Below are 14,688 nucleotides of genomic sequence, written 5' to 3'. Positions count from 1 at the left end.
GTGCCTTGTGCTCTCGCAAAAAAGCGGCGCTGTTTATTTCAACAGCGCCGCTTCCTTATGTGTCGTGTGGTCGGTGACTTAGCCTTTGGCTGCCTTGGCAACCTCTGCTGCAAAGTCTTCGACCTTCTTTTCGATGCCTTCGCCCACTTCGAGACGCACAAACCCTGTGATCTCGACACCGGCTTCTTTGGCCGCGTCTTCAACGGTCAGGTCAGGATTGATGACAAAGGATTGGCCCAGCAACGTAACTTCGCTCAGGAACTTCTTCATCCGGCCTTCGATCATCTTTTCGATGACCTGCTCGGGCTTGCCCGACTCGCGGGCGATGTCGATCTGGATCTGACGCTCTTTTTCGACAACCGCCGGATCAAGGTCCGCCGAAGACAGCGACGCCGGGTTTACAGCTGCGATATGCATCGCAACCTGCTTGCCAAACGTTTCGTTGTCGCCGGACAGTGCAACCAGCACACCAATCTTGCCCATGCCTTCGGCCGCAGCGTTGTGCACGTAGGACACCACTTGCGTGCCTTCGAGAACCGCCATGCGGCGCACGGACATGTTTTCGCCGATGGTGGCGATCTTGTCGGTGATCGTGGCTTCAACGGTCTTGCCACCGATATCCGCCGCCTTGAGCGCGTCCACATCGGACACGTTCAGCGCTGCACCGGCGATTGCGCCGACCATGTTTTGGAATTCTGCGTTCTTGCCAACGAAATCAGTTTCAGAATTCACTTCGACTGCAACGCCTTTGCCGGCTGTGACGTTGACTGCCACAAGACCTTCTGCCGCGGTACGGTCGGATTTTTTGGCCGCCTTGGCCAAACCTTTGGTGCGCAGCCAATCTGCCGCCGCTTCCATGTCGCCGCCGGTTTCGACCAGCGCCTTTTTGGCATCCATCATGCCCGCGCTCGTCATTTCGCGCAGTTCTTTTACCAGTGCTGCTGTGATCGCCATCTCGGCTCTCCTCGTATCAAAAGCGGGCGTTTGGGCGGTATGTTTCAACCGCCCTGCCCTGTCATATCAATGTAACGGCGCAGTGACGTTTAGCTGGCCGGTGCTTCTTCGGCTGCAACGATCTCTTCCATGGGCGCTTCGTCGAGTGCACCCAGATCAACGCCTGCGGCACCCATCTGCGCTGTCATGCCGTCAAGGGCCGCGCGCGAAACGAGGTCACAGTAAAGGCTGATCGCGCGGGCCGCATCGTCATTGCCGGGGATGATGTAATCTACACCATCGGGCGGGCAATTGGTGTCAACCACGGCCACAACGGGGATGCCCAGCTTGTTGGCTTCGGCAACGGCCAACGCTTCTTTTTTGACGTCGATGACGAACAACAGGTCAGGAACGCCGCCCATTTCGCGGATGCCGCCCAACGAGGCTTGCAGTTTGCCTTGCTCACGCTCCATGCCCAGACGCTCTTTCTTGGTCAGGCCCTCGGCACCATGCGACATCTGCTCGTCGATCTGCTTGAGACGCTGGATCGACTTGGACACGGTCTGCCAGTTGGTGAGCGTGCCGCCCAGCCAACGGTGGTTCATGTAATACTGTGCGCATTTTTCAGCGGCTTCGGCGACGGGCAGCTGTGCCTGACGCTTGGTGCCAACAAACAGGATGCGGCCATTTTTGGCGACGGTGTCGCGGATCACGTTCAACGCTGCATCGAGCATCGGAACAGTCTGCGTCAGGTCCATGATGTGGATGCCGTTGCGCGCGCCATAGATGAACGGACCCATGCGGGGGTTCCAACGCTGCGTCTGGTGGCCGAAGTGTACGCCTGCTTCAAGCAATTGGCGCAATGTGAACTCTGGAAGAGCCATTGTCGTATCCTTTCCGGTTTCAATCCTCAGCGGGGGTATCAGCCATGTGGCCAACCGGTGGACAATTGAGGATGTCTCCCCCAACGGCCCGACCCCGCCTGTGGTGTCAGTGGCGCGCGTATAGCTTTGGTTGGGAAAAGGTGCAAGAGGGTGTTGAACGCGCCCTGCCCGACAGCAATGTGCCGGGCAGGAAAACGGAATTCCAGTCGTTCAGGCGGCAAAACCCAGCTTGGCCACGTGGATCTCGAACGTCGGGTGCATCTCGGCACCGACCACGTTGGGGGCATGGTGACGGTAGATCGACCGCCAATAAGGCTGCACCACGACACCTTCGTCCTGCATGATCTGCTGAAGCTTGGCCATCACGTCGCGGCGGGCGTCAGCGTTGGCAATCGACATGGCCTCGGCCAGCAGAGTGTCGAATTCCGCATTCGCAAACGCACTTTCATTCCACGCTTCATCAGAGCGATATGCCAAGGCCAGTACCTGCACACCCAAGGGACGTTGCGCCCAATCGGTGGTCGATAGCGGGTATTTCGCCCAATCGTTCCAGAATGTCGATCCCGGCATCACGGTACGCGCCACATTGATCCCCGCATCCCGCAGCATCGCCGCGGCGGCATCGCTGGTGTTCTTGCGCCACGTATCGTCGATTGAAATCAGCTCGTGTTCGAAATCGGCCATCCCAGCCTCTGCCATCAACGCGGCAGCGCCTTCGGGATCAAACACCGGCGCGGGCAGTTCGGCATATTCGGGATGAAGCGGCGACACGTGGTGGTTTTCAGCAACATGGCCATTGCTGGAAAAGCCAAGTTCCAACAACACCGAATTGTCGATGGCCATCGCAAGCGCGCGGCGCACACGGGCATCGGCATAAGGCTTCACGCCATTAACCTCTGCCTCTTGATTGGGACGAATAACCACCGTGTTCGCAGTCAGCGCCTCGGATTTCGTCCAGCCGACGCTGTCCATCAGCAGGATAAAGTCACCAATGGATTCGTACACCATATCGACCTCGCCGGAATCGACCGCCGCAAAGATGCCGACCTGTTCGGTACCAAAATCGATGTATTCGATTTGATCCAGATGCGCACCCTCGCCCCACCAGTCGTGGTTTGGCGCACGGACCAGGACGCCCTTGACCCCGACCGTGTATTCACTGGGCACATAGGGACCAGTGCCAATCGGAGCGTCGAGCGGATCACCGTTGAAGCTTTGGTGCACGATCGCCGCCGGATAATCCGAAAACCCTGCGATGATTGTGATGTCAGGCTGGTTCAGCGTCAGCTCTACAGTGGTGTCATCAATGACCGTGATGGCGCCGTCGCGGGCTTCTCCGGTGTCGCTGTCGATCAAGGACGCCATACGGGACGCCATGGAATTGCCCTCGACCGCGCTTTCACACCAGCGTGCAATGTTGAACGCAACATCCTGCGCGGTGAACGCATCGCCATTGTTCCACGTCACACCGGGGCGGATGTTCAAGGTATAGACCGTGGCATCATCATTGACGGACCAGCTTTCCAACAAGGCGGGCGCAATGCTGCCATCGACCTGATACTCAACAAGGTATTCGAAAAATCCGCGCGTGAAGTTCGACAGTTGTGGCCAATCAAACGTGCGCGGGTCTTTCATTGCCACTAGGTTCGATTCAATACGCAGCGTGCCACCTGATTGCGCATGCCCGGCAGCCTTTGCAGGTTTGGCAAGACCCAGAAGACTGTAGGCTGCGGCGGCAGACAGACCCAGTGTTGTCGCGCGCGTCATGAATTCACGTCTGGACAGGGTGCCGTCGGTCACTTCAATGGCATAGGCCCGGGCAGCCGGGTGAACGGAATGGGAGTTTTTCATCGCTATCTCATCAATTTAGGTGAGAAAAGGAAAGGCAGGGGCCCTTTTGGGACGGGTGCCTTGAGCGCGATCACCGCGCTCGTCGAGTGTCCCAATACATAGCCTGATGACCATGGGTTCAACCGGAAAACCGGGTTTCTTTGGGTTTTTCTTAGAAAACAGAGGGTTAAAAAGGCTCTGCGTTACAGAAAAACCCGCTCTATGAACCAATACCCACCGACCAGCGCGATTGCTGCGGATGCAGGCACTGCTACATAGCGGCGATACGCGTCCAGCTGATCGACCAGCGTGGCCGATGCAACGCATAAAAGCGACAGCGCCGCCAGCGGCCAGAAGAAGATCATCGCGGATGCGCCCATCACCTCTTGGAAGCCGGGCGTGTTCATCGCAAAGCCCAACCCGACAAACACCACCGCCAAAACGCCATAGATGCCTTGCGCCGGGGCGACGTCGGCTTCGCCGCGATCAACCTTCATGGCGTACCACACGATCAGGAACGCAATCGCAATCACTGTGAGTTGGCCAAATTCAACCCCGATATTGAACCCGATCAGCGCCGGGATCACCTGTCCGTCCGGCAGCCCGAACTCCCCCAAAACGCTGGCAAATCCCAAACCGTGCAACAGCCCAAAGCCGAAGATCACGAAAGGTCGCCAGCGATGCAGTTTGTCCGACAGGATGTTTTCCACCGCGACATAGACGATCGACGCGGCAATCAATGGCTCAACGATGCTGCCCGGCACCGACACAACACCCAGCACCGCCATGGCCAGCGTGATGGTGTGTGCCAACGTAAACGCCGATACCTGCCACAGCAGCGGCGTGAACCGTGTGGACAGGAAAAACAGTCCCAAAACGAACAGGATATGATCCAGTCCTTTGGGCAGGATGTGATCGAACCCCACGGGAATATAGGTGCCAAAGGTCGCCCAACCACTGGCCTCATCGCCACCGATAAGCTGGATGTCACCGCTGCTTTGCCCACCTTCAAGGTAGCCAGTATAGGGTGCATCGACCCCTTGCTGGCGCAACACCAGCGCGCCATAGGCGGCGGGCCATGTCAAAGACAGCGCCTCGGCACCCTCAGGCACGGGGCCGCTCATGTGCACCACAGTGTCACGCGGCAGCTCCGTGTTGCCAACCTCGGCCACATCAATATCCATGACCGTCAGAGCCACAGACGCGCCGCCTGCCGTCACGGACAGGCTGTCTGCGAAACCGGGCATGCGCGGGTCAAGTTCAGAGCGCAGCGCGTCGGGCTCTAGTGCACGCAGGCGATCCACGTCATCCGAGGCATCCAGTGCATCTGTGTTGTCGATTCCCTCAAGGCTCACCTCGGCGGCAATCGCTTCGCCGTTGAGGGTCAGCGTCAGGATCACCTGCCCGTCCACCACTTCGAGATCGCCAATCGCCGGGCGCACCTCGTGCGCTGCGCCAAAGGTTGCGACACTCATGAAACACAGAGCGAGCCAGATCGCTTTCATCACAGACATCCTATCACTGTTTAATTCAAGACTGATGCAGCGCCACGCGGCTTCAAGCAAAAGTTTCGACAAAATGTAAAAATGGGCAAATTTAGAGCGCCCGAAGCCCGTCGCGGAACCGGCGCATATTGGCTTGATAGCCAAGCGCACTTTTACGCAGTCCCTCGATGGCCGTATCATCCAGCGCGCGCACCACTTTACCCGGCGCGCCCATCACGAGGGAGCCATCGGGGATCTCTTTGCCTTCGGTGATCAAGGCCCCTGCCCCGATCAGACAATTCTTGCCGATCTTCGCCCCGTTGAGGATGATTGCCCCCATACCGATCAACGTGTTGTCGCCAATCGTGCAGCCATGCAGCATGACCTTGTGGCCAATGGTGCAGCCTGCACCGATGGTCAGTGGGCTGCCCAGATCAGTGTGCAGGACGCAGTTTTCCTGAATGTTGCTACCAGCGCCCACGGTGATTGGGTCATTGTCGCCGCGCAGCGTGGAACAGAACCACACGCTTGCGCCGGCATGCACGATCACCCGACCGATCAAGTTTGCATCCGGTGCGATCCATGTATCGTCGGCCACCTCGGGCGCGATACCATCCAAAGCGAAAAGCGTCATGTCAGATCCTCGAATTCCTGTTGCAGCTTGCGCACATGGTCCTTGACCTGCGGCTGTTGCGAAAGCCGCAATCGGGCGGCAGTGATAATAGACTTCAACCGCTCTTCGGTGTGGTGGATATCATCATTGACCAGAACAAAGTCATAGCCATCCCAATGGCTAATCTCGTCCCAGCTTTTCTCCATGCGTTTGGCGATGGTCTCTGCGCTGTCCTGCCCCCGGCTTTCCAGTCGCCGCTTGAGTTCGCGGATCGACGGCGGCAACAAGAAGATCGACAGCGTGTGCACGTTCAGGTCCGAGTTGCGGATCTGCTGAGCACCTTGCCAGTCAATGTCGAACAGGATGTCGCGCCCGTTTGCAATCGCTTCTTGCACCGGTGCCTTGGGTGAGCCGTAGAAATTGCCGAACACATGCGCATGTTCCAGCATTTCGTCGTTCTTGACCTGATCCTTGAACATTGTTTCGCTGACAAAGAAATAGTCCTGCGCACCCACTTCGCCGGGGCGTGGCGCGCGGGTGGTGGCGGAAATCGAGAACTGGATCGTGGAATCCCAGTCTCGCAGCGCCTTGGCCATGGTTGATTTTCCTGCACCCGAAGGCGACGACAGGATAATCAGCAATCCGCGTCGTTGGGTCATGTCCTACTCCACATTCTGTACTTGCTCGCGCATCTGTTCGATGACCGTTTTCAATTCCAGCCCGACCGCCGTCAACGGGGCGGATTGCGCCTTTGAACACAAGGTGTTGGCCTCACGGTTGAATTCCTGCATCAGAAAATCAAGCTTGCGCCCCACCGCGCCATCGCTGGTCAGCAACACCCGCGCAGCATCGACATGGGCGCGCAAACGGTCGATTTCCTCGGTCACGTCCGCCTTGACCGCGATCAGCGCGAGTTCTTGCGCGATGCGCTGTTCATCGACGCCGTCCTGGGCCTCCATCACCCGCGCTATGGCGGCGCGCATGCGGTCCGCTTGTTCGTCCTTGCGGGCCTCGGCGATGTCGGCCGCGCGGGTCACCAGATCGGCGATCTGCGCCACTTGCCCGGTCAACACAACGGCAAGCGCAGCGCCTTCGCTGTGACGCGACGCGACAAAGCTGGCCAAAACCGGGGCAAAATCCGCGACCAGCTTTGCGCGGACCTCTGCCGGATCGGATTGCTGTTGCGCTGTGTCCATGACGCCGCGCACTGTGATCAGGTCGGCGGCCGAGGACGCGGTCAGCGACAGCCCGCGCGACATCGCTTCGGCCTCGATCCGCAACATGGCTGTCAGAACGCGGTCCAATTGGGCCTCGTTAAGATCCTGCACGGACTCGGTCCCGGTTGATTGAAGCCGCAACGACACGGTCACACTGCCCCGTGCCACACGTTTGTTCAGCAGCGCCCGGAGCGCCTGTTCCAAGCCGTCAATCCAGTCGGGCACACGCACACGGACATCAAGGCCGCGCGCATTTACACTCCGGACATCCAAGGACCAAGTCAGGCCAAGAGCCTCGCCCTGCCCCGAGGCAAAGCCTGTCATGGATTGGCGCATCCTGTCCCCCGCGTCCCATATGTTCGGGGCTTGGGTACGCGCTGCGCCCTTCTGATGCAAGCCGCTGACCGCCATGCAGGGTGTTAACCATTTGTTAAGATCTAGGGCGGAATTACGCCCAACCCATGGTAGGCGTGCCGTTGATGGAAGAACGGGGACCGGGTGCGATGCAGGGCATATCATTGACACAAGAGGCGCTGAACACGCACGGCGCGCGGGCGCTGCGATTGCTGGAGACGTATTGGCGCAGTCTGCCGGTTCAAGGCACGCTTGCGCCTTGGACAGAAGTTGACCCCGGCGCAATTCAGGACGCTTTGGAATATGCGTTTATGGCTGTCCGTGTCGGGCGCAGACATGCCCGCATCCGGGTCGCAGGCGGGGCTGTTGGCGGGCCGTTGGGAACGCCGCTGACGGGCCTGTCCCTATCGGCGCTGATACAGCCAGAGGCGCGGCCCGGCTTTGATGCGGATATCGCAGACTGTTTCCAACGGCGCTGCGGGCTGGACCTGACATTGCGCGCAGAGCGCCAAAGCCTTGGAGTGCCAATTTCGGCCCGTATGGTGCTGTATCCGCTGGGCAACGGGCCTGAAGACGTGTCACATTTTCTTGGAGGGTTCGTGGTCACAGGCCCCACCGGACCTGCGCCTTGCCGGTTCAACGTGATGGCGCGCCAGTATATCACGCGCCCTAAACCGCGATCCAGGTTCCTGCACACGGGTCACTGCCATTTGCGGCTGGTGGTGAGCAATCCATAAAAAAGGGCGGCCCCGCAGAGCCGCCCGTATCCAAAAATTCTAGACCAGATCAGCCCGCCTTGGCGGCAACCTGCGCTTCGCGGCGCGCGGTCAGTTCCTCGGCCACAAGGAACGCGAGTTCCAGCGATTGCGACGCGTTCAGGCGCGGATCGCAGGCTGTGTGGTAGCGGTCGCTCAGGTTTTCTTCGCTCACCGCCCGGACACCTCCGGTGCATTCGGTCACATCTTGACCTGTCATCTCGAAATGGACACCGCCGGGGACAGTGCCTTCGGCGTTGTGAATGGCGAAAAACTCGCGCACTTCGCGCAGCACCAGTTCGAACGGACGGGTTTTGTAGCCAGTAGACGACTTGATCGTATTGCCGTGCATCGGGTCACAAACCCATGTGACATTCGCGCCCTCTTCGGCCACTGCCTTGATTAGGCGCGGCAGGTGTTCGCCGACCTTGCCAGCCCCAAAACGCGCGATCAGAGTCAGCTTGCCCGCCTCGTTTTCGGGGTTCAGCGTGGACATCAGCACCTTGAGATCTTCGGCTGTGGTGGTCGGGCCACATTTCAGACCGACCGGGTTGAGAACACCGCGTGCAAATTCCACATGCGCACCATCAGGCTGACGGGTGCGGTCCCCGATCCAGATCATGTGCCCGGACCCGGCGAGCCATTTTCCAGACGTGCTGTCCTGACGGGTCAAGGCCTCTTCATACTCAAGCAGCAGCGACTCGTGGCTGGTGTAGAAGTCCACCGTGGCCAGCGTGTGGGACCTGTCGCTGTCAACACCGGCGGCGGTCATAAAGTCCAGCGTATCACTGATCCGGGTCGCCATATCGCGGTACTTGGCTGCCTTTTCGCCTTCGGTAAAGCCAAGCGTCCACTGGTGCACCTGATGCACATCGGCATACCCGCCGGTCGAAAACGCGCGCAGCAGGTTCAGCGTCGCGGCAGCCTGCGTGTAGGCTTGCAGCATCTTTGCCGGATCGGGAATGCGTCCCTCAGGTGTGAACGCCAGTTCATTGATGATGTCCCCGCGATAGCTGGGAAGCTCAACGCCGCCAATCACCTCGGTCGGAGCCGAGCGGGGCTTGGCGAACTGACCTGCCATGCGACCGACTTTGACCACGGGCACCTTGGCCCCAAAGGTCAGAACCATCGCCATCTGCAACATAACCTTGAACGTGTCGCGGATTGCATTGGCGCTGAACTGGTCGAACGCTTCGGCACAATCGCCGCCCTGAAGCAAAAACGCCTCGCCACGGGATGCCGCACCAAGCGCTTTTTTCAATTTGCGCGCTTCGCCTGCAAAAACCAGCGGCGGATATTTCGAAAGCTGCGCCTCGACGGCCTCCAGCTTTGCTGCATCCGTATAGTCAGGCATCTGCACCCGCGGTTTCGCGCGCCAGCCTGATTTTTGCCACTCGGTCATCGTCTCTACTCCGGTCAATCCAAGTAAGTTAGCGTTAGCGGCCCCGCTATAGCGAAACCACCCCGCTCTGACCAGTCTGGAATTGCCGCCTTCGGCTTGACCCCGGCCGTCACTTCTGACCTTGTGGCCTGCAACGTGCCGAAGAGCACCGCTGAAGGTCAAAAATTTATGTTACCGACACGCCAAACCGTCGAACTTGATCACGTCCCCAGCAGACCGCGCCGGTTTGTCTTTGTCCTGCTGCCCGAATTCACCATGCTGTGCTTTTCGGCGGCGGTGGAATCCTTGCGCATTGCCAACCGCATGGCCAACCGCAAGCTGTATGACTGGACGATCATCGGTGAAGGCGGAGAAGAGATCACCTGTTCGGCAGGTGTGTCGTTTCGACTGGATTCTGACCTCATCGAACTGAACCGCGACGACGTGGTGTTGCTCTGTGGTGGCATTGACGTGCAAAAGGCCACCACCAAGCGCATCATCAACTGGTTGCGCCGCGAAGCACGGCGCGGGTTGTCGATGGGCGGGCTCTGCACGGCGGCGTTTTCATTGGCCACGGCTGGGTTGCTGGACGGCAAGCGCGCGACGATCCACTGGGAAAACCAGGACAGCTTTACCGAAGAATTTCCCGAAGTGACCCTGACCAAGTCGATCTTTGTCGTCGACACCAACCGCATCACCACCGCAGGCGGCACGGCATCCGTGGACCTGATGCTCAAGATCATAGCCGACGATCATGGCGAAGAGCTGGCGGGTGCGGTGGCGGATCAGCTGATATACAACTCCATCCGCACCGATCAGGACACCCAACGCCTGTCGGTGCCGACCCGCATCGGCGTACGGCATCCCAAGCTGTCCAAGGTCATCCAGATGATGGAACAGAACATCGAGGAACCAATCAGCCCCTCGGTTCTTGCACAACAGGTGGGCATGTCCACAAGGCAACTGGAACGGCTGTTCCGCAGATATCTCAGCCGCAGCCCCAAGCGGTATTATATGGAACTGCGCTTACAAAAGGCGCGCAACCTGCTGATGCAAACGGATATGAGCGTGATCAACGTTGCATTGGCCTGCGGCTTTGCCTCACCGTCGCATTTCTCAAAATGTTACCGCGCGCATTACGAAACAACGCCGTACCGCGAACGCGGCGCGCATGCGTCACGCTTATCGGTGTAACGGCAGTCGCGCGAAATGACCCTGATTCAGTGCACCACACAGTCTAAATGCCCCAAACCGTTTCAATTCCGTTGACGGGCTTGACCCTTGATGTGACGGTGAAAGACATAGTCTAATCCATTTCATCAGGCGATTTTTCGTCACCGAAGGCGCGTTTGCCCATGACAGAATCTACCATGCGGTCGATATTTTGACCCGTCGTCATGAACTCGACTGGTATCGGGTCCTGCTGTTTGCCCTGCTCGTGCCGTTCCATGTCGGCCTTGGTTTTGTGGATACCGGGCTCAACACTTATCAGTTTCTCAATGACGATCTGGCGGGAGAGGGCATGCTGCTGTTCTTTTATTGGAGCCACAGCTGGCGCATCCCGTCGCTCTTTCTGATTTCGGGCATCGGCATGTGGTTCCTGACCTCCAAAGGTGCCACCGCGCGCTTTATGGGGCACCGGCTTTTGCGTCTGCTTGTGCCGCTGGTGTTTGGGACAGCCTGCCTCAATCCGTTTGCCGGGTATGTTATCGGGGTGATGTCAATTGAGGGTTTGACGGTCTCCGAATTTCTGACCGCGTATTACACGCGACCTGCACCATGGCAGATCATGCATCTGTGGTTCTTGCTCAACCTTGCGGTTTACACGCTGCTGTGCTGGCCGATCTTTGCGCTGCGGGATCGAATCCAAGGGGTGATGCCCGCGCCGATCGTGACTCTGACCGCGCTGGTTGCGGTGTCGGCACTCACGCTTGTCCTGCTGAAACCGCATTTCGAAGCCGTTCGCGGACAGACCCACCAGTTTGCCTTCTATCTTATGTTCTTTGTCGGCGGCTACCTGATTGGGGCAGATCAGGACCGGATCATGGCTATGCTCAAACGCATGGCGTGGCGGCTGACCGCTGGCGCGGGCTTGGTGTTTGCCGTTCAAACAGCGCTGCTGTTGGTTGTCATGAAAACCGACGTCGATACAGCGATCCTGCTGCGGACCGGAGGTTGGGTGCCTGCGGGTTTGGTCCCGGCACATGCAGCGGTCTATCTTGTGATTGAAGCTGTCACAGCTTGGGCGTGGTGCCTTGCAGCACTTGGGCTGGCGTGCCGATACCTTGCCAGGCCACACCGATACCTGACAGAATTAAACGATGCTGTTTACCCGATCTACGTGCTGCATTTTCCGGTCACGCTGGTCTGCCTTGCCCTTGCCGTTCAAGTTTCAGCCCCGTGGTGGATCGCGTTTCCGGCTGTCACTGTCATTGTCTATATCGTGACATGGGTCTTGTGGCGCGGGATCGCACGGCTTGGGCGGGTGGCCTATCTTGTTGGCGGCAAAGTCCAGAAATACTCAACGCCACAAGTCTGAAAACCCGGCACCGACCGTCCTGCACCGTTCCAAAATCGCCCTTTACTGAGGTTTGAGTCACCTCTTTGGCGCATCCAAATGCGCGAACGAGACAAAAATCTGTGGATAAAACGAAGCAATCGATAGTATTCTCTATCCATAGCCTCTGCCGGTGCATATTCTACTACATATAGCTTTTGTAGAATTGGGGAGGTAACACATGAACTCTGTGGACACCGTTTGGATATTGATCGCCACGACACTTGTCTTTTTCATGACCATACCGGGTCTGACCCTGTTCTACGGTGGGATGGTCCGAGCGCGGAACGTGGTGAATATGTTTATGCAATGCTTTGCCACGGCCTGCCTCATGGTGATCCTGTGGTATGCGTTCGGCTATTCCATCGCTTACGGAGGTGGCAGCGGGTACTGGGGCGGACTGGATAAGATCTTCCTGAGCGAGGTGACGCTTGACACCACAGTGGGAACACTGCCCGAATACGTATTCTTTGCCTTCCAGATGACCTTTGCCATCATCACGCCCGTGATCATCCTCGGGGCCTGCGCAGAACGCGTGAAGTTCGGGTTCATTCTGATGTTTTCAGGACTTTGGATGCTGTTGGTCTATGCGCCCGTTGCGCATTGGGTCTGGGGCGGCGGGTTCCTGTCCGATGGGGGTATCTTTGGCGCCGTTGGCGTTCGGGATTTTGCTGGCGGGCTGGTGGTACACCAAACAGCCGGGATTGCCGGTCTGGTTTTGGCCGTTGTGATCGGACCGCGCCTTAACACCAACAACAACCCGCACAGCCCAGGACTTGTGATGATCGGGGCCGCGATGCTTTGGGTGGGGTGGCTTGGCTTTAACGGAGGGTCTCAATTGTCAGCAGACCCAACCGCCGCCCGCGCGATGACTGTGACCATGATTGCCGGGGCCGCATCGTCGCTGTCTTGGTTGGCATGGGAATATGTAAAATTCGGCAAGTTCACCCTTGTGGGCATGGCCACAGGAACGCTTGCTGGGTTGGCGTCGATCACACCTGCGGCTGGGTTCGTTGATCCGAGCTATGCGCTGTTGATTGGCGCGCTGGCCGGTATGATGTGTCAGGAGGCAGTGTATTTCCTGCGCAAGATTGGGGTGGACGATTCACTCGATGTGTTTGCCGTACACGGTGTCGGTGGTATCTACGGCTCCATGATGATTGCACCTTTGGGTGTGGCGAGCTGGACCGCGCAGATCGGGAGCATCGCCATCATCGGGGCGTACACCATCTGTGTGACCTTGGTGGTGATCTACTTCTGCAAAGGCGTTGTCGGGATCCGGGTGTCTGCCGAACATGAAAACTCGGGCCTCGACAAGGTGTTGCACGGCCAGCGCGGGTACGAATTGCTGACCTGAATCGTATAGATCAAGACCAACAAGGATGGCCCTCGATACGGGGGCCATCCTTTTTTCGTGGCTACGACCCGACCGCGGACATCCGATAAAGCGCGCCATTGCCAACGCTTAAAAACCACAGGTCGCCATCCGGGCCTTGCCGCACATCGCGCACACGTTGAGTGCTGTCACCGCGGATTTGTTCGACCTCGCGCAAGGGCGATCCTTCAAGCCGTGCGATATAATCGAACTTGAGAGAGCCGACGAACATATCGCCTGCCCAAGCGCCAACCGAACCGCCATTGAAAATTGCCATGCCAGACGGCGCGATCGACGGATCCCAGTATGCCGTGGGCTGTTGCATGCCGTCTTTGGTGGTGCCTTCGCCAATGGACCGGCCCGAATAATGCCGCCCATACGAAATCACCGGCCAACCGTAATTGGCCGCTTTCTCAATCCTGTTCACCTCGTCCCCGCCACGCGCCCCGTGTTCGATGATCCAAAGCTGGCCCTGCGCATCAAACGCAGCGCCTTGCGGGTTGCGATGACCATAAGACCAAATCTCGGGCTGCACACCTTGGGTGCTGACAAACGGGTTGTCTGACGGCACCTCCCCGTCCCGCGTGATGCGCAGAACCGATCCGTTGTGCAGACTGCGGTCCTGCGCGGTGGCGTCATCGCCCCTGTCTCCGATGGTGATGAACAGCGTGCCGTCAGGGGCTTCAACGATCCGCGACCCGAAATGCCGCCCGCCGTTTGAACCGGGCGCAATTTCGAAAACCGTCTCGTGATTGGTCAATGCTGTGCCATCCGCCGACACCATAGCCCGTGTCACCGCCGTGCCGCTGCCGCGGCCTTGGCGTTTGGAATGGGTGAAATACAGCTCTCGGGTCTGTGCGAAATCGCGTGGCACCATGACGTCGAGCAAGCCGCCCTGCCCGTCCGGGAACACGTCTGGCGGGGTGCGTAACGTCACTGCGCCCTCACCCGGCGTGACAAGTAGCACCTGTCCTTCGCGTTCGGTCAACACAATTTTACCATCTGGTAAAAAACCAAACGCCCAAGGCGTATCAAGCCCTGTCACCATCGCAGAGACCTGCATCGCGCCGCCGCTGGTCTGGATCGTTTCGGACATCACTTGAGCACTGACAGACGCCAAAGGGGCGGCCGCCAACATGCATGTTAAGGACATAGAACGCAGAGGGATCATCGGTTGCGTCTCCGAATTGTGTTACGTTTGCCAGTCAATATGGGCGGCCCTGCCGCAAGGGCAACCGGCCTGACACAGACGTGACGCCACCTGAGGATGCGGAAAAAGTTTGTATCATCGTGAAAAATTTTCCA

General features: G+C 58.5%; 13 protein-coding genes. 4 read left to right on the top strand and 9 right to left on the bottom strand.

Annotation, left to right across the window (positions count from 1 at the left end):
* Positions 1 to 78: 78 nt before the first annotated feature.
* The 7 genes from tsf to ACSHXH_RS13870 form a co-directional block, all read right to left on the bottom strand.
* Positions 79 to 954 carry a translation elongation factor Ts gene (tsf, locus tag ACSHXH_RS13900; protein WP_435672409.1) on the bottom strand — a complete coding sequence of 292 codons (876 nt, stop codon included), beginning with the start codon at positions 952 to 954 and terminating at the stop codon, positions 79 to 81.
* 89 nt (positions 955 to 1,043) lie between these two features.
* Entirely contained in the window at positions 1,044 to 1,817 is a 774-nt protein-coding gene (rpsB, locus tag ACSHXH_RS13895; protein WP_435672408.1) for a 30S ribosomal protein S2, read from the bottom strand.
* 210 nt (positions 1,818 to 2,027) lie between these two features.
* Positions 2,028 to 3,668: an ABC transporter substrate-binding protein gene (locus ACSHXH_RS13890; protein WP_435672407.1), complete on the bottom strand. Its 1,641-nt coding sequence runs from the start codon at positions 3,666 to 3,668 to the stop codon at positions 2,028 to 2,030.
* 182 nt (positions 3,669 to 3,850) lie between these two features.
* Entirely contained in the window at positions 3,851 to 5,152 is a 1,302-nt protein-coding gene (locus ACSHXH_RS13885) for a HupE/UreJ family protein (RefSeq protein ID WP_435672406.1), read from the bottom strand.
* A 91-nt stretch (positions 5,153 to 5,243) separates the two neighbouring features.
* Positions 5,244 to 5,765, bottom strand: a complete 522-nt coding sequence (locus tag ACSHXH_RS13880; protein ID WP_435672405.1) for a gamma carbonic anhydrase family protein — start codon at positions 5,763 to 5,765, stop codon at positions 5,244 to 5,246.
* Positions 5,762 to 6,403 carry a guanylate kinase gene (gene gmk, locus ACSHXH_RS13875; RefSeq protein WP_435672404.1) on the bottom strand — a complete coding sequence of 214 codons (642 nt, stop codon included), beginning with the start codon at positions 6,401 to 6,403 and terminating at the stop codon, positions 5,762 to 5,764. Before gmk ends, ACSHXH_RS13880 begins: the two co-directional genes overlap by 4 nt.
* A 3-nt stretch (positions 6,404 to 6,406) precedes the next feature.
* The gene (locus tag ACSHXH_RS13870; protein WP_435672474.1) at positions 6,407 to 7,297 is read right to left on the bottom strand and encodes a YicC/YloC family endoribonuclease; all 891 of its coding nucleotides are present in this window, start codon (positions 7,295 to 7,297) and stop codon (positions 6,407 to 6,409) included.
* Positions 7,298 to 7,440: 143 nt separating this feature from the next.
* Between ACSHXH_RS13870 and ACSHXH_RS13865 the strand changes: the two genes are divergently transcribed.
* Positions 7,441 to 8,052 (top strand): PAS domain-containing protein, encoded by a 612-nt coding sequence (locus tag ACSHXH_RS13865; RefSeq protein WP_435672403.1) that lies wholly within the window; start codon positions 7,441 to 7,443, stop codon positions 8,050 to 8,052.
* A gap of 49 nt (positions 8,053 to 8,101) precedes the next feature.
* Here the strand turns inward: ACSHXH_RS13865 and ACSHXH_RS13860 are convergent, their stop codons facing one another.
* Complete coding sequence (locus ACSHXH_RS13860) at positions 8,102 to 9,472, bottom strand: class II 3-deoxy-7-phosphoheptulonate synthase (protein ID WP_435672402.1); 1,371 nt, start codon at positions 9,470 to 9,472, stop codon at positions 8,102 to 8,104.
* Positions 9,473 to 9,640: 168 nt separating this feature from the next.
* Between ACSHXH_RS13860 and ACSHXH_RS13855 the strand changes: the two genes are divergently transcribed.
* The 3 genes from ACSHXH_RS13855 to ACSHXH_RS13845 all read left to right on the top strand — a co-directional run bounded on the left by ACSHXH_RS13855 (position 9,641) and on the right by ACSHXH_RS13845 (position 13,365).
* A complete protein-coding gene (locus ACSHXH_RS13855) occupies positions 9,641 to 10,645 on the top strand; it encodes a GlxA family transcriptional regulator (RefSeq protein WP_435672401.1) in 1,005 nt (334 codons plus the stop codon).
* Positions 10,646 to 10,835: 190 nt separating this feature from the next.
* Positions 10,836 to 11,990 carry an acyltransferase family protein gene (locus ACSHXH_RS13850; protein WP_435672400.1) on the top strand — a complete coding sequence of 385 codons (1,155 nt, stop codon included), beginning with the start codon at positions 10,836 to 10,838 and terminating at the stop codon, positions 11,988 to 11,990.
* A 199-nt stretch (positions 11,991 to 12,189) separates the two neighbouring features.
* Positions 12,190 to 13,365, top strand: a complete 1,176-nt coding sequence (locus tag ACSHXH_RS13845) for an ammonium transporter (protein ID WP_435672399.1) — start codon at positions 12,190 to 12,192, stop codon at positions 13,363 to 13,365.
* Between the two features lie 61 nt (positions 13,366 to 13,426).
* Here the strand turns inward: ACSHXH_RS13845 and ACSHXH_RS13840 are convergent, their stop codons facing one another.
* A complete protein-coding gene (locus ACSHXH_RS13840; protein ID WP_435672398.1) occupies positions 13,427 to 14,479 on the bottom strand; it encodes a PQQ-dependent sugar dehydrogenase in 1,053 nt (350 codons plus the stop codon).
* Positions 14,480 to 14,688 lie beyond the last annotated feature (209 nt).

It is taken from the genome of Marivita sp. (assembly GCF_051251565.1).
In the GTDB taxonomy this organism is placed as follows: domain Bacteria; phylum Pseudomonadota; class Alphaproteobacteria; order Rhodobacterales; family Rhodobacteraceae; genus Marivita.
The sequence above is the reverse complement of the archived record's forward strand: the minus strand, read 5'-3'. Positions and strand labels throughout refer to the sequence as shown.

Excerpts from the sequence above, each read along its gene's own strand:
- tsf (WP_435672409.1), bottom strand. The coding sequence starts at position 954 with ATGGCGATCACAGCAGCACTGGTAAAAGAACTGCGCGAAATGACGAGC.
- rpsB (WP_435672408.1), bottom strand. The coding sequence starts at position 1,817 with ATGGCTCTTCCAGAGTTCACATTGCGCCAATTGCTTGAAGCAGGCGTA.
- ACSHXH_RS13890 (WP_435672407.1), bottom strand. The coding sequence starts at position 3,668 with ATGAAAAACTCCCATTCCGTTCACCCGGCTGCCCGGGCCTATGCCATT.
- ACSHXH_RS13885 (WP_435672406.1), bottom strand. The coding sequence starts at position 5,152 with ATGAAAGCGATCTGGCTCGCTCTGTGTTTCATGAGTGTCGCAACCTTT.
- ACSHXH_RS13880 (WP_435672405.1), bottom strand. The coding sequence starts at position 5,765 with ATGACGCTTTTCGCTTTGGATGGTATCGCGCCCGAGGTGGCCGACGAT.
- gmk (WP_435672404.1), bottom strand. The coding sequence starts at position 6,403 with ATGACCCAACGACGCGGATTGCTGATTATCCTGTCGTCGCCTTCGGGT.
- ACSHXH_RS13870 (WP_435672474.1), bottom strand. The coding sequence starts at position 7,297 with ATGCGCCAATCCATGACAGGCTTTGCCTCGGGGCAGGGCGAGGCTCTT.
- ACSHXH_RS13865 (WP_435672403.1), top strand. The coding sequence starts at position 7,441 with ATGGAAGAACGGGGACCGGGTGCGATGCAGGGCATATCATTGACACAA.
- ACSHXH_RS13860 (WP_435672402.1), bottom strand. The coding sequence starts at position 9,472 with ATGACCGAGTGGCAAAAATCAGGCTGGCGCGCGAAACCGCGGGTGCAG.
- ACSHXH_RS13855 (WP_435672401.1), top strand. The coding sequence starts at position 9,641 with ATGTTACCGACACGCCAAACCGTCGAACTTGATCACGTCCCCAGCAGA.
- ACSHXH_RS13845 (WP_435672399.1), top strand. The coding sequence starts at position 12,190 with ATGAACTCTGTGGACACCGTTTGGATATTGATCGCCACGACACTTGTC.
- ACSHXH_RS13840 (WP_435672398.1), bottom strand. The coding sequence starts at position 14,479 with ATGTCCGAAACGATCCAGACCAGCGGCGGCGCGATGCAGGTCTCTGCG.